At 55.2% G+C, this 13,769-nt stretch carries 12 protein-coding genes and 1 pseudogene; 4 read left to right on the forward strand and 9 right to left on the reverse strand.

Features of this window, described 5'->3' with window-relative positions:
- Positions 1 to 25: 25 nt before the first annotated feature.
- A complete protein-coding gene (locus ABO_RS03415; protein WP_011587946.1) occupies positions 26 to 835 on the reverse strand; it encodes a putative RNA methyltransferase in 810 nt (269 codons plus the stop codon).
- Positions 836 to 987: 152 nt separating this feature from the next.
- Entirely contained in the window at positions 988 to 1,329 is a 342-nt protein-coding gene (locus ABO_RS03420; RefSeq protein WP_041705244.1) for a winged helix-turn-helix transcriptional regulator, read from the reverse strand.
- Between the two features lie 107 nt (positions 1,330 to 1,436).
- Here ABO_RS03420 and ABO_RS03425 point away from each other — a divergent pair, with 107 nt between their 5' ends.
- The 4 genes and pseudogenes from ABO_RS03425 (at position 1,437) to ABO_RS03440 (ending at position 4,388) form a co-directional block, all read left to right on the forward strand.
- Positions 1,437 to 2,207: an SDR family NAD(P)-dependent oxidoreductase gene (locus tag ABO_RS03425; RefSeq protein WP_011587948.1), complete on the forward strand. Its 771-nt coding sequence runs from the start codon at positions 1,437 to 1,439 to the stop codon at positions 2,205 to 2,207.
- Positions 2,208 to 2,228: 21 nt separating this feature from the next.
- Positions 2,229 to 2,891 (forward strand): cupin domain-containing protein, encoded by a 663-nt coding sequence (locus ABO_RS03430; RefSeq protein WP_011587949.1) that lies wholly within the window; start codon positions 2,229 to 2,231, stop codon positions 2,889 to 2,891.
- Between the two features lie 293 nt (positions 2,892 to 3,184).
- A pseudogene (locus ABO_RS03435) lies at positions 3,185 to 3,439 on the forward strand (IS3 family transposase); the annotation flags it as partial.
- A complete protein-coding gene (locus ABO_RS03440) occupies positions 3,423 to 4,388 on the forward strand; it encodes an AraC family transcriptional regulator (protein WP_046961697.1) in 966 nt (321 codons plus the stop codon). The pseudogene ABO_RS03435 and the gene ABO_RS03440, both read left to right, overlap by 17 nt.
- Before the next feature lie 108 nt (positions 4,389 to 4,496).
- Here the strand turns inward: ABO_RS03440 and ABO_RS03445 are convergent, their stop codons facing one another.
- The 7 genes from ABO_RS03445 to ABO_RS03475 are packed head-to-tail and all read right to left on the reverse strand — an operon-like array spanning position 4,497 to position 13,755.
- Entirely contained in the window at positions 4,497 to 6,923 is a 2,427-nt protein-coding gene (locus ABO_RS03445; RefSeq protein ID WP_035460932.1) for an efflux RND transporter permease subunit, read from the reverse strand.
- Positions 6,924 to 6,947: 24 nt separating this feature from the next.
- Positions 6,948 to 7,964 (reverse strand): WD40/YVTN/BNR-like repeat-containing protein, encoded by a 1,017-nt coding sequence (locus tag ABO_RS03450; protein WP_011587952.1) that lies wholly within the window; start codon positions 7,962 to 7,964, stop codon positions 6,948 to 6,950.
- A 3-nt stretch (positions 7,965 to 7,967) separates the two neighbouring features.
- Positions 7,968 to 8,813, reverse strand: a complete 846-nt coding sequence (locus ABO_RS03455) for an alpha/beta fold hydrolase (protein ID WP_011587953.1) — start codon at positions 8,811 to 8,813, stop codon at positions 7,968 to 7,970.
- 41 nt (positions 8,814 to 8,854) lie between these two features.
- Positions 8,855 to 10,189, reverse strand: a complete 1,335-nt coding sequence (locus ABO_RS03460) for a M20 family metallopeptidase (protein WP_011587954.1) — start codon at positions 10,187 to 10,189, stop codon at positions 8,855 to 8,857.
- A gap of 3 nt (positions 10,190 to 10,192) precedes the next feature.
- Entirely contained in the window at positions 10,193 to 11,227 is a 1,035-nt protein-coding gene (locus ABO_RS03465) for a ring-hydroxylating dioxygenase ferredoxin reductase family protein (RefSeq protein WP_011587955.1), read from the reverse strand.
- A 3-nt stretch (positions 11,228 to 11,230) separates the two neighbouring features.
- Entirely contained in the window at positions 11,231 to 12,469 is a 1,239-nt protein-coding gene (locus tag ABO_RS03470; protein ID WP_011587956.1) for a Rieske 2Fe-2S domain-containing protein, read from the reverse strand.
- Between the two features lie 50 nt (positions 12,470 to 12,519).
- The gene (locus ABO_RS03475) at positions 12,520 to 13,755 is read right to left on the reverse strand and encodes a Rieske 2Fe-2S domain-containing protein (protein WP_011587957.1); all 1,236 of its coding nucleotides are present in this window, start codon (positions 13,753 to 13,755) and stop codon (positions 12,520 to 12,522) included.
- Positions 13,756 to 13,769: the final 14 nt, after the last annotated feature.

Genomic DNA, 13,769 nt, shown 5'->3' on the forward strand with positions numbered 1-13,769 from the left:
CTCACTTTATCGAATACGAGAGCGACTACGCCACACGCCGCCAGCGTTGAATCACAAAATGCCCGTTCATGGGCTTGCCCGCGAGGGTGCCAATGCCAGCCTTAGCTTCGGGCCGTGCGCGCCAATGGTGAGGCGTCATAGCGAGCAAGTTGCGCAGCTCTTCTTCTGACTCGGGTATCCACTGGCAATGCAGGGTCTCGCTGGAAAGTAGCTCAAAGCGATTATCTAGAAACTTGCCCGCATCAAAGCCACTCTGGCGCACATCGTCATAGAGGGCTTCGCGTAACGGTAGCAGGTGCGTTTCACCGGTGCCCACAACCATTAACTCCCCGCCAGGTTGCAGCACCCGGGCGATATCATCCACAAACAGGCGAGTGAACAGTACAAATACTCGTTGCTGGCTGGCATCAAACAGAGGCAGGCGCGCGCCGCTCGCCACCAGCCAAGTGACTCGCTTGTTACGCTTAGCGGCGGCATCCACGGCGAACTTGGAAATATCCACGCCCACACCATTCACTGCCCCTAGTCGCTGGGCAAACTGATCGCTGTACCAGCCTTCACCGCAGCCAATATCTAGCCAAGCGGGCTCTTCATCTGGCAGGTGGGCCAGCAGGGCGTCTGCTAGCGGCTGATAACGGCCCAATTCAAGAAATGACGTGCGCGCCTGCACCATGGCTTTGTCGTCCCCAGGAGAACGGGAGCGGCGTTGCTGTGCTAGTAACAGATTGGTGTAGCCACGTTTGGCGCGGTCAAACTGGTGACCGTTATCGCAGCGCCAGCTGTTATCGGAAAGGCGAAGGGCTTGCTCGCAACTAGGGCATTTGAGTGTAGGCATAGCGTACCGTGTTCAGAAGCGTGATGCCGGCAGTGAACCACAGGGCGCAGGGAAAAGGTAGGGTGAATGGGTGAAGCGCGGCAACCCTAAACTAGAGTGGTGCGCAAACAGGGTGTTGTAGATATTCGAATTAGCAGCCTTCGATTGCTCAGTTATATTTGTTTTTCAATTGCACGCTGTAGCTTTTCAAGTTCATCTAAAATCTCCATGAATTTTTCTCCAAATACAGTGACCTTGTACTCAACTCTAGGAGGTACTTCGTTATAAGAAACGCGCTCAAGAATGCCGAACTCAATATTTCTTTTTAAGCACTGATTAAGCACCTTTGTCGTTAAGCCTTCAACGCTACGTACCATTTCTCCCGGCCTATTAATGCCTCTGGCAAGTAATTGGTATACGGTAAGAGACCATTTGCAGCCATAGATTGCCTCAACCATCTGGGCGCTTTTGTGTGGAGCCTCTGTTCTTGAGAATTTTTTTTCTTTATCTTTCATGAAGATATACCCAAAAGTGCCTACCTTACCCAAAGGTGCTTACTTTCTTATTGTCTCAATGATTGTCTAAATTGTCTCTATCAAATAACACCTCTAGGAGATATGACATGAAAAATTCTAGTATTGCTTTGATTATTGGTGGATCCAGTGGCATAGGCCTGGCAACCGCAAAGCAATTAGTCGCTCAGGGTATCAAGACGGTCATTTTGGGAAGAAATGAGGCGAAGCTGAAAGCGGCTAAAGCAGAGCTTGAGACCATTGCTAATAGCGATGCGGTAGAAACAATACAGGCTAATCTCTATGATCAAAGTGATGTAGATGCCGTTAATAACAAAATAAACAACGAGGAGCGGCACATAAAATACCTTGTAAACGCTGCGGGATATTTTAACCCTAAGCCATTTATTGAGCACACAGTAGATGACTATGATACTTATTCTGTAGTAAATCGCGCTATGTTTTTTATCAGTCAATCCGTCACAAGGAACATGATCGATAACGGTGGTGGGGCTGTTGTGAATGTTGGTTCTATGTGGGCTAAGCAAGCGATTAAAGCAACACCTTCTTCTGCGTACTCAATGGCTAAAGCTGGTTTGCATGCTTTAACGCAACATATGGCAATGGAACTCGCTGAATACAATATTAGAGTTAACGCCGTCTCTCCTGCGGTGGTAAAAACGCCCATTTATGAAGCATTTATTGACCCCGCGGAAATGGATGATGCCTTAGCAGGATTTAATGACTTTCATCCGATCGGTCGAATAGGGTCACCCGATGATATTGCGAATAGCATTATGTTTCTCTTAAATTCTGGATCCAGCTGGGTAACTGGCGCTATTTGGGATGTAGATGGGGGCGTTATGGCGGGTAGGAACTAAAAAATAGGTTAGGCACGCAACATGACGATACGAATAAATGCAGATTTTTCACAACGCATCGTGGTTCAACCTAGTGACTATCACTGGGTTGAATCCCCGATGCCGGGTGTGCAACGAATGATGCTCGATAGGGTGGGTGGCGAAACTGCACGTGCCACATCGATCGTTCGCTATGAGCCTTTTAGTGAGTTCTCGCCACATATTCATTCCGGTGGAGAAGAGTTTTTTGTGCTTGAAGGCGTGTTCTCTGATGAGCATCAACGCTATGGCAAAGGCAGTTATGTACGCAACCCTATTGGCTCATCACACACCCCTAAAATCGGTAAGGAGGGGGCGACTATTTTCGTTAAATTGCAGCAGTTCGACGAAAAAGATACAGAGCAAAAGGTGATCGATACTCAAACGCAACCATGGTTTCAGGGGCTAGTCGGTGGCCTAAAAGTGATGCCATTGCATGAATTTGAAAGTGAACACGTCGCTTTGGTGAAGTGGGCGCCAAACACACAATTTACTGCTCATCAGCATTGGGGTGGAGAAGAAATTTTTGTGTTAGAGGGTACTTTCCATGATGAGCATGGACGCTATCCTAAAGGCTCATGGCTACGTAGCCCTCATCTAAGCCGGCATAGTCCCTTCACCAAAGAAGAGGGGGCTTTGATTTACGTAAAGACGGGGCATCTGTAACTATAATGCCGCCAATTTTTCGACTCATTGAAGCGGCGTATGTTTAGCCTGGGTAAAATAATGACACTTTATTGGTTGTTATTTCGCCGATAAATAAACGAGATTTGAGCCGAGAATTTTACTTTCACCGTTTCAGGATAGGATGAATTCCGTGATTCTTCAGTGATCGCTTGAGGGAAAGCTGTACGGACATTTTGGCGTTGCCAAGCATGGCATTAGCATTAGGCTGGCCTGCGAGGTCTATCGCATCAAGTGAGGTTACCCCGGCGAGCTCAATGTGTCCACGGCCCTGAACCGTCAATGTGATCGACGACTACAACCTCGAGGGATTGGGTATTGAGGCCGACTTGTCGCTACCGTCGGTTTGGTTAATACGGCCTTTTGCCCCGGCCATTGAATGGCGCGGTAAGCCCGCAGCCCTTTGCTGTGATAACGGCCCGGAGTACATACCACAGGACTTGGTAGAGTGGGCAACCGAAAAGCGGATAACGCTGATTTAGTCCAGCCTGGGAAGCCAACACAACGCTTACATTGAACGATTCAATCGCTGAAGACTTGGGCGTGCCTACCGCCGCTTGGTTGGAGCATCTTGGGATCAATCCCGACAAATTCGTAAAACCCCAGATTACGATGCCTTGGCTTACTTTCCGGCAATTGGTGTTGGATGCAGGCCGTTTTAGCAATGACAAGACCTTAGGGCTGATGGTTGGAGAGCGGTTGCTCATCAATACTCACGGTATTGTTGGCTATGCTGCACTGAGTAGCGGATCTGTGCGGCAACTTGTTGATTTATTGCAGCACTATCTGGTTCTTCGAACCGACCTGCTCACCGTGGGAACTTCTGAACGAGACGGGGAGTTTAGGCTTGATTTTTTTGAGAACCGCCCCCTGGAAGATGTTCGGCGCTCGATAATAGAGGCCACTGTTTTGGCGATTCGCAACGTTCTGGATTTCACCACCATGGGCACGAGTGAAATCCGCGAAGTTACCTTTCCTTTTGACGGTGATGAAAGGCTGGCCGAAAGTGTGTTTCGCTGCCCCGTTGCTTATAACCGGGATCTGGCTGGTTTTACCCTTCCGTTAGCGGCCATCGACACTCCTCTTAAAATGGCCAATAAGATCAGTTTTCAGGAAGCCCTGAAAGTGTGCCAACAGGAGCTTGATCAGCTATCTACCGAGCAGACTTGGTCGGCCCGGGTGCGTCGGCTAATGTTGCAGAGCCGTCATGGTTTCCCTTCCCTCGAGATGACTGCTCGGCGTTTTCATATCACCCCAAGAACCCTACACCGTCGGCTGGTTGATGAAGGAACCTCTTATCGGGCAGTGCTAGAGGGGGTTCGTCATCAACTTGCCATTCAGTATCTGGAAAGTGGCCAGATGTCCATTCAGGAGATTTCGTTTGCCCTGGGTTACTCCGACATCGCCAATTTCCGTAAAGCATTCAAACGCTGGGAAATGCTTGCCCCCTCTGAATATCTGAATGCTCACCGACAGTAAAGTGCCCTCCTTTGTTTGCCCTTTTTATAGTGTCGTTGGTGTCCTGATTCATTAGACCGCTACTGCTTAGTTGAAACCGAGTGGCTCTGATGAATAAAGACACCGGCTCTAACTCGTCTTTGGGTTACACATCACCGTTTTATTGCTCCCAAACGTGGCGCTTCCCGCTGTGTCTGTGGGGGACGTGCTCTTGGCCTCGATGGGGGGCTGCATGACGATAAATCTCGGTTTGAACATCAGGATCAACGCCGGGATTAACACCAAGGCGGTGAGCGCAGACACGGCCATCCACAGCGCGATTAACAACCCCATTTCCGCTTGGAATCGCAAGGAAGAAAAAGCAAACCAGAACAGCATGCTGGTGATCATGGTCGCCGCGGTAATCAGCACTCCGCGGCCCGCGGTAGCGAGGGCGAATCGGACACTGTCGCGCAGATCACCAGACACCAGATACCGTTCGCGCACACGGTCGACGATGTAAAATCCGTAGTCTACGCCGAGCCCGATGCCGAGTGCTGCCACTGGCAGCGTGTTGATATTGAGGCCAATGCCGTAATGAGCCATGAATGCGAAGGTGCTGAGGTTGGATATCAACACAAGGGGTAGAAAAAACAAGCCCGCTTGAGGTGAGCGGTAGGCGAGGGCACAGAATAGGAAGAGCACCAACAGGGCGAGGGCGATGCTTTGTACTTGAGTCGACAGGATGACCTGATTCACCGCAGCAATGACCCCCACCACGCCTCCGGCAAGCTGATATTGCGCGCCCTCCAGAGGGTGATCGGTGATGTAGTCTTCCAGCCTAGCGATAGTGTTGCGAATGGTGTCGCCGCGTTTGTCTGTCAGCAGAAGATGGATGGCACCGTTACTGTAATCGGTGTCGGCGTAGCGCTCGATGTCACCGGGGTCGGAGCTGGCGAGATAGGTGTAGATTAACTCACTGTTGATCTCTGGCACTTTGCCAATGTCTGCGAACCTTGGATTGCCTTCATGCAGGCTGACGTTCACCTGGCGCACGATATCAGCGATTGAGACATTTGCGGCGACTTCCGGAAAGAGGCCTATCTCCCGCTGAAAATCCGACATGTGTTGCAACACTGCCGGTTGCTTGAGCGTGTCGGGCTCATCGCCTGCCACCGCGACGAACAGGTGGTCTGCGCCGAGGAAGCGCTGGGTAATCGCTGCTGCATCCTGGTTGTATTCCGAGTCCTGCCAAAATACTGTCGAGCCTGGGCTTGCATCCCCGATTTGAATGCCCTGAGCATAGTAAGCGGTGGCCAGCATTAGTAACACGCAAGCACCTAACACGACTGCGGGGCCACGGCGGTGGTTGACCATATCGGCGATTCGGCTCAAGCCACGCTCCATGAGCGCGTTGGTATCCCGGTTATAGACGCGTACTCGTGCCCGCTCCACCGGAGCGTTGACCCAGGACAGCAGTAAGGGAACCAGCGTTAGAACACAAAACAACATGACGCCGATCCAGATGGTGCCGATGAGCGCCACCTTCTGCAAGAAGGGGATGGGGGTGGCGGCAACCACCAGAATTGCCCCCGCATCGGTAGCAAGACCCAGCATACCGGGGCGAAACAGTTTGGAAAGTACGGCGACTGCAGCGGACTCTGGTTCCAGATTGCCTGCCAGTCGTTCCTGTTCGAAGGCAGAGGTGAATTGCACCGCGTGAGAGAGTGCTCGGGCAGAGACTACAAAGCTGATCACGATGGCTAATGGGTTCAAACTGAAACCCAGGAGCGACACAATGCCAAGCGCCCAAATGCCGGACACGAGGGCTGCGGTAAGGGGCAATAACATGCCCCGGTAGGTGCGCATTGCCAGCAACAGCAGCACCGCCACCGCGCCTACAATCGCCAACGAAATACGCATGGTTTCGGGCAGTTTCTGCAGCACCAGGCTATTGATCACGGGCTCTCCCACCACGCGCACCTGCAGCGTTGGGGAGCGGTAGGGCTCGGTGAGTTGCTGCACGTCGTTGGCCAGCGATTCGGTATCGATTAAGTGATCGAAGAAGTCGACGGTGATCAGCGCCGCCGTTAAATCCCGCGAGACATAACGTCCATGCACCAGTGGGTTGCCAATAACCTGGCTACGTAACTCGGCGATCTCCCGCGGCGTGGAGGGCAGGTCGGGCCACATCAGGGGCTGTGACTCGATGCCATAGGTGGAGGCGCGAATGGATTTCAGCTTCTTTGAGGCCAGGGAGGTGATTTGCAGGGGGTTCACCCCTGGTATCTTGCGCAGCCCGTCGGTAATCCCTTTTATGGCCGCGAGCACATCGGGTTCGAACAGGTCTCCTTCGTTGACCTCGAGCATAATGCTGACCAGGTTTTCACTGCCGAAGCCTGCTTTGAATCGATTGTTGGTGTCGATGTAAGAGTGACCGCTTGGCTGCAGGTCCGAGAACTCGGTGCCAATTTCCAGGCGTGTAGCGCTCCACAGGAAACCGATGGTCATCAACACGGTCAATGCCATTAGGATGCGGCGGTGACGAATGCTCCATTGCGCGAATGCGTTTATCATAGTCGGTTTTCCCAAGTAGTTTGGCTATCGCCGTGATATCAGAGAGGAGGTGTCTGGGATCGCGCTAACGATGGCGTCTCCAACCACCAGTAGCTTGTCGCCCGCCGCTTGTATGTCAGTGAACCAGGCTGCGCTCGATCCGGTTTCAAGCCGTTGGGTTTGCGCTAGGCCTGTGGTGGGCTCGGGTAAGTCAATTTGTATGAGCGCGCCGTGCTCGCCGGTGATCCACCAGCGGTTGTCCGCTGTGGCAACGGCGAACCAGTGGAGAGAAGCCGTCGCATCCTGCATCCCAGGCAGTTCAAAAGGTTGCCAGCGACCGTTGAATAGACGTAGCACCGTTCCCTGTAAACCAACCGCCAGGCCTTGGCATGCGTTGTCCAAGCCAATCGAGGTAAGGGTGATATCTGTGGCGCTCGGCATCGTCACCCAGGTGGTTCCAGCGTCGATGGAGGAGAGAATCTGACCGAACTCACCGACGACCATGAGCTGCCTGCCGTGATCACAGCTGCTTACCCCATGCCAGGTGATATCTTCCATCTCCACCATGGCTTCCCAGTGCTTGCCAACGTCAGCACTACGCAAAATGGCACCACCGGCGCCCACGGCCCAGGCCGTGCCGCTAGCATCCAGGTGGACTTGCAGTAGCTTGTTGTTCCACTGAGACTTTGGAACCTCCCTTACGGATGACCAGTTTAGGCCGCCATCCTCGCTGCGGATGATTTGGTTGTCATTGCCAACGGCAATGATTTGCTTGGCATCCCATGCCGCCACCGCCTGCAAGTCGGGGTGCCCATAGCCGCGTTGCACTGTCCAGTTGTCACCTCCGTCGATGGAGTGCAGCACCTTGCCGCCGTCGCCCACCACCCAGGTGTTGCCCTGGACAGCGGTGATGCCGTAGTAGCGATCGGTTGGCACCTGCGCGGGCTGGCTGATGGGCGGAGGGGACACTTTGGGTTGATAAAAGGCCGCAACGGCGAGTAATCCGCTCGTCAGCCCCAAGGACACGCATAACTCGATTAGACGTTGGGTTCGGGAGGTCATGGTCTATTCACTCAGGTAGCTGAGCACAACGCGATTGAAGCGCTCGGGTAGTTCGGTCTGCCAGTGGTGAGCGCCCTGTCCTTCGATAAACAATTGAGCGTTTGCAAACTGGTTGAGAAACAGCAGGGGCACGTCCGGGCCGCCAAACCAGTCGTGCAGACCCCACAGGCAAAGGGTGGGGACGACATTGCGGTGCAAGTCACCGAGCAGCGATTCGGGTTGCCCCATGAAACCGGGAGTGCGGGCGACTTCAAGCAGTTCCGGGTCTGTGCTGTTGGCAAAGCGATCGTTCACCGTCCAGTCAGTGAGCTTGCTGTCATCGTGCATCTCGTAATCGGCCAGTAAACGTCGCATCTTTTCTGGGGTCGGACCTTCGCCCCCGTAGTAGTCGAGGATAATGTTGGCCGCGTGTTTGCTCATCAGTTTCAATGGATCAATAACCCCGCCAAACATCGGCTGGGCGCCCATCAATACCAGTTTATTGACGCGCTCAGGGTGGTCGATCGCCAGTTTGATGGCCGCACAGCCGCCGAAGGACTGACAGACCAGGTGCGCTCGCGGGATGCCGACCAGGTCCATGAATTCAGCGAGCATGCTGGCGTGGAAGCTGTACATCGGCGCCTCAACCACTAACTTGCTGGATTGGCCGTAGCCGGGCATGTTGTAGAAGAAACACTGGTACTGTTCCAGGAACGCCGGTGCGTTGTAGTAGAAGTTGCCGAAGCTGGTGGCTCCGGGGCCACCACCGTGGAGGAAAATCAGCGGCTCGCCAGTACCCGCGCTTTGGTAGTGCAGCTGGTAGCCGGCTTCGGTAGTAACAAATTGGTCCTCAAGTTCAAGTGGTTCCATGCGTGACTCCTGCTGAAGAGTTGGAGTGTGGATACGAGTAACTATTGGTACTGCTGGGTGATTTCGATGGGGCGGCTACAGGTGTCGATGGCGCTACGGATCAGCACCTGAATCAAGCGGTAGCAATCGTCCAGGTGTACCCGATTCATCGGCAAGCTATCTTCCGGGTCCGGCTCCTGATGGCGGAAGGGCACGCCCAGGCGAGCTGCCGGAACGCCCCATTGGCGGATGACCGACAGATCGGTGTAACCACTCATATTCAGGAAGGGTTCGTGCGGGGTTTGCTCCACGTCTTCCCAGGCTCGGATCATCGATTGAATGATCCAGTTATCCGGCGAAGTGGTGGCCCCGGGAATCGCAAGGGTTGCCTCAAGCTCTGTGACCACGTCGGGGTGTTGCTGCGATAGCTCGGTCAACATGGCTTGTAATTCGCGTTTTACTTGTACCGGATCGGTGCGGGGGCTGGGTCTGATATCCACGTGCAATACCACATCGGCGGTGGTGATGATGGGCTTGTGTGGCCATCCACCCTCAATGGCGGAAATGCCTCCCTGGGGGGCGACCAGCCCTGACGTGTGCCGGGCAGTGTAGGTGGGAAACCAGGCTTCAAGGGCTTCGATGACCTTGGCCACCTGTGGGAAGGGGTTTTGATCCTGCGGCATCATATGGCGCACGCCAACGTAGCCCATGGCGCCTTTGACACGGATGGTGAAGTTGCAAATACCGACCTCTTCCCAGGCGACCGCGTACACCGGTTTGCACATGACGCAGTAGTCAGGCCGATAGCCACGCTGCAACATAAACATAACCCCGGCGCCGTGGCCGATATTGCGGCGACTGAATCCCGGTCTGGACAGCGCGGTCATGCCGCCCGCGCCCAACCCGACGGTGAGTTCGCCGGGTAATTCCAAGCCCGCCTTGGCGATGCAGGTGGCGGCGGTGGTCACACAGGCGGCGTAGGCTTTGGGGTTTTCTGCACCGAGCCCGCTGATCTCATCGCCTTCAAGGCGGGCTTGTGGGCGCAGCATGCTGGGCAAGGGCTGTCCTGCCCAGCGCTCCTCTTCGTCGGAGCCACCGAGGTGGGTATCAAAGGAGGCATACAGTAGAAGTTCCGGCCCTTGTTTGCTGCGAGAGGGCAGTTTCCCAATGGCATTCGCCTGTTGGTCGTCCAAGTATTGGGTTTGCCCCTGGAGGCCGTTGGCCGTCATATGGTCGGCCATGTAGCGGGCCAGCTCGGCTTCTTCCCCGGTGGGGCTTGGGATGTTAACCATGTCCATGAGGAGCTGTTTGAATTGCTCGCGATCGAATTGGGATTCGGCGGCGTGCACCATGTCTTGATACCCCTCGACGGGGGCCGGTGGCTGTTGTTGGCTCATGGGTTATATGCCCTCCTGGGCTGGAATGAAGGATTCGAAATGAATGTGGGCAGGGGGAATGCCGCGTGCTTCGAGCGAGCTGACGGCGGCGTCTACCATCGGCGGCGGGCCACATAGAAAGACCTCGGTGTCGGGTCCCAATGCCGCATCGGGCACCCCCTCGGTGGCGTACCCCAGCGCGCCTTGCCAATCGGTGTGGGGCTCTACTAGCGTGACCCGCAGATTCAGATTGGGTAGCCATTCAAGTCGCGCGGCTAGTTCGTCGAGATAAAACAGCTCGCTTAGCCGGTTCACCCCGAAATGCAAGTGGATGGGGTGCGCCCGCCAGCGCATTTCCGCAAGAGTGTCGAGGATCGACAGCACCGGCGCGAGGCCAGTGCCTCCGGCGATCAGCACCACGGGGCCTTGCGGCGGCTGCTGCATTTTGAATGCACCATGGGGGCCGTCGATCTCCAACTCCGCATCAATGGCGCATTCTTTCTCCAGGTAGGTCGACATCGCGCCGTCGTCGAGCAGCCGAATCAGAAAGCGCATGGATGGCAGCTGCTCCACGGTCGAGCTCATGGAATAGGGCCGCCAAATGTCGGTGTTGGGCACCCGCAACAGGTAGTACATCCCCGGAAGAAACTGAGCATCGCGTTCGGCTTCGTCGACCTCCAGGGTCAGCTCAACCACCGAGTCATTGAGCCGATGAATGTCTTCGACCCAAGCGCGGAAGCGCTGGGGTCGATACCGCTGTAGCTCATTGAACCCGTAGTCCATGCGGATATGCGCATCATTTTCTGGCTGCGCCAGGCAGGTGAGTACCTTGCGCTGCTCGATCTCGCGGGGAAGCAGTGCAATGCTGGTGTCGCTGCGCATGCGCACCACACCGTTCTCTACGGTGCCGACGCAGGAACCACAACTGCCGGTTTTGCACTGGTGAAACAGTTGCAGTCCGGCGTCAAGCGCAGCCTGCAGCACCGTCTGGTCTGGCGCTACTTCGATGCGCCGGGTGGTGTCGTCGGCGAACTGGATCAGCACTTGGGGGTTCGTCATCTTTTATCTCCGTCGCTTGGTCCCAAGCTCCATGGGGGGTGTTTGAATACCTCGTGCATGACGGGCCACTAGCTTTCTCCAGGCCACAATTACGGCATCCATCGCGCAGAGCTTTTCTTCAGCGAAGCCGACATCGTTTTCATAAAACGGCTGCATTGAATCCCGCGCCCACAGATCGTCGTCGTTGAAATCGTGAAAGACGGCGTCACGCAGGTAGTTTTCGTATTGGTCGGTAAATTCATCGCGCTCGGTTTTGGTCGGTGCGGTTTTGACCAATAGCTCCCAGTACTCGTAACTTTTGTCATCAATGGGAACGTACATTTCGTGGGCGGTGATCCCCGGAAATGGAAAGTTTTCCACTTTGAGCACGCCGGGCAGCCACATGGAGGTGCGTAGTCCGAGTGCTGGGGTCCCGCCGGAAGCCCGCACGTTGAGCATGGTGTTCTCGAAAATGGGTTCGTAGTGGGAGTGGCCGTCGGCATCGGGCGGGTACATGTTCATCATGCCCTTGGGGCCATCGGGGTCTTCGAATGCTTTGACGGCACCGTCTGAGGTGGGTTTGAATCCCAGCGGTATCGCCATGTCGTGGGCATAGACGAGCGGTGATTTCCAGTGGATGAGTACATGCCCGGGATCGAAACCGTTCTCGACCGCTAGGCGCCAGTTGGATTCGCCTTTGCGGCGAATACCGAGAACGATGGCGTCATCATCGGTGAGGTTAGGGCTGTAGTGGGCGTAGTCCTTGGACTCTTGTGGTGGCAGGTCGGATTCCAGCGGTGGAATGGGCGCATAGTCTGCATCGCCGACAAACACCCAGATGATCGAGTATTTCTCTACGATCGGGTAGGTTTTGATCGATGCGTTGCCGATCAGAGGGTCATCGGGTGCGGCGAGAATGGTCTTGAGCTCGCCATCGTTCAAGCCGTAGGTGTAGCCGTGGTACCAGCAGGTAACCATCCCTTCTTTAAAGCAGTAGGGTTTTTTCGACAGCGGCACACCACGGTGGCAGCAGCGGTCTTCGAGTGCGTAGAGCTGGTTATTCTCTCGTCGTAGCAGAATGGGTTCGCCGCAGATTTTGGTGGAACCGAAAGCGCCTTCTTCCAGCTCGTGGCTAAACAGTGCCGGATACCAGTGGTTCTTCAATCCCCACTTGGCATCGACATAGGGCTGGTAGCTCTTGGCAGCGGTTGCGCCTTGGGCTGGAGGGGTGACTTGGGATTGGGTTGGGTCGGGTGTGCTCATAGCATGTACTCCTGGGGTATGAACGTGATGGTTGTCACTGTGATGTTGTGTTATAGGGTGCGTGATTTACGTGGTCGAGAGAGCTCCTTGGGCGGGCTTTGGATGCCACGCGCGTAGCCTGCCACCAGCTTTCTCCAGCCAATGATGACGGCGTCGAGTGAGCACAATTGCTCAGCGGACCAGCCGGCATCCTGCGCGTAGAACGGTTGCATGGCGTCACGGGCAACCAGGTCCTGGTCGTTAAAATCATTAAACATGGCTTTTTTGAGGTAGTTTTCGTACTGGTCGACGAAGGCTGTCTCGTCTTCGGGGGTTGGCGTTTCGCAGGCGATGAGCTCCCAGTACTGGTAGGTCTGGTCATCAATGGGCACATACATCTCGTACATGGACATGCCTGGGTAGGGCGCGTTCTCTACCAGCAAGACGCCGGGAAGCCACATGGAGGTACGCAGCCCTGCGGGAACGTTTTGCCCCCCAAATGCTGAGACGTCGAGCATTTCGTTGTGCATCACCGGCTCGTAGTGGGCGACGCCATCGGCGCCAGGCACATACTCATTAAGGATGCCGCGCGGTGCGTTGTTCTCAACAAAGGTGGTGGTCGCGTGTTCGGTTACTGGTCGAAAACCAAGTGGCAGAGCCCAGTCCTGGGCGTACACCCAGGGAGAATCCTGATGTACCAGGACATGCCCCGGATCAAAACCATTCTCGGAGGCCAGGCGCCAGTTAGCGGCACCTTGGCGACGGATGCCACGTACGGTGGTATTGGGGTTAAGCAGGTGGGCGCAGTAGTGATCTTCTCCGGCTGCGCGTAGCTGCGGGGGCAAGTCGTGGGAAAGTGGTGGGGGCTCGCCAAAGTCGGCGTCTCCGACGAACACGAAGATCATGCCTGCCGCCTCAGTGACCGGATAAGTTTTGATGCTGGCATTGCCAATCAACGGGTCATCAGGGCTGCCGATGATGGTTTTCAGCTCGCCGTCACCGAGCCCGTAGGTGTAGCCGTGGTACCAGCAGGTGACCGTGCCTTCCTTGAAGCAGTAAGGTTTTTTTGACAGCGGCACGCCGCGGTGGCAACAGCGGTCCTCCAGCGCGTGTACCTGGCCCGCCTCGCGGCGCAGCAAAATGGGTTCACCACAGAGAGTGGTTGCATCGAACTCACCCTCTTTAAGTTCTTCGCTGAATAGCGCCGGAAACCAATGGTTTTTGAGCCCCCAGCGGGCCTTGATATAGGGCGCGTAACTGCTATGGCCTGTTGCGGCCGGCCTGTTGTTGGATATGGATGCGTTCATGTCATGACTCCCTT

Source organism: Alcanivorax borkumensis SK2, assembly GCF_000009365.1.
GTDB classification, from domain to species: Bacteria; Pseudomonadota; Gammaproteobacteria; order Pseudomonadales; family Alcanivoracaceae; genus Alcanivorax; species Alcanivorax borkumensis.